Raw genomic sequence first — 1,115 nt, forward strand, 5'->3', positions numbered from 1 at the left:
TCTATAGATGACGATACATTTTTTCTTCTCGTCAATACAAAAACCACTTTCTGTCTGTTGCTTGGTGCTGCTTGTGAGTGCTTAAGGTTGTTTAAGTAGTGACGAATCAAGAACCATTCGCAAATTTTTATCCTTCCTTGTACACCTGATTTTCACAAAAAATAAGCGTTGAATATTCGAAGGTATTTTCTGGCTTTTTTTTGAAGTAAATGGCGCTCATAAAGGAAGCGTGGTTTTTGGCTGGGATATGGAAATGGTATCTATTCTATGCAGCGAACAGGCAATCAACTTTATAAATACTATCCACATTTGGGATAAATCCCATGTTCCCAATATCGCTTCTCTGTAAAACTGCATCTCATCAACTTAATCAGAGCAAAACGAGTTTGATGTAGAAGCACTCATCCTCATCATCGCTCACCTCAACAGGAGCCTTACAAAATGCGCATCAATCGACTTATCACCGTGTCAGCAATTTTTCTGTTTAGCGTGATGCCGTATGCAATGGGATCGAACGTCGCTGTTGGCTTGCAGCATGATGATACAAAACAGCTGGGGAATTTTGGAGCACTGAAAAAAAGCGATAGCAAGCGCGCAATCGGTTTGCAGGCTTCAGCCCAGTATGGACTACTTGAAAAAAGTCGGAATAGATTGTCGGTTCAATCGATCCCATCCGTTGGTGATCAAGCTATAAATAATAATCTATGGAATAGCTTACCAATGGAAAAATCATTTAAGCGAGTTGAAGGTTTGGGTGAGCGTCATGTTACGGTTTTTTCAGATCCTAACTGCAGCTATTGCAAACGTTTGGAAGCAGAACTGGCGAAGCTCCACAACGTGACCGTACATACATTTATTTTTCCTTTTTTGTCTGAAAATTCAAGAGAAAAGGGAAACAATATTTTATGCGCAAAAAATCCTTCTGCCGTTTGGGGGGAATGGATGTTGCATGGCAAGGCGCCTGTAAAAAATCCCCTTTGCGCTTCAACATTACAAGAACTTCTCGATGTCGGGCGGCGTTTCGATATTCGTGGAACGCCAGTTCTGATTTTCCCCGATGGCTCCCGCATTAGTGGTTTTATTTCTGCCGAAACGATTGAAAAAAAATTAGAGCA

At 41.1% G+C, this 1,115-nt stretch carries 1 protein-coding gene; it reads left to right on the forward strand.

Annotated features, from left to right (window positions below; translation table 11 throughout):
- Positions 1-441: 441 nt before the first annotated feature.
- The coding region (locus QN379_RS23390) for a DsbC family protein (protein ID WP_323507757.1) at positions 442-1,115 on the forward strand (674 nt) is incomplete at its 3' end.

The sequence above is a fragment of the Glaciimonas sp. Gout2 genome, assembly GCF_035018905.1.
Lineage (GTDB): Bacteria > Pseudomonadota > Gammaproteobacteria > Burkholderiales > Burkholderiaceae_D > Glaciimonas.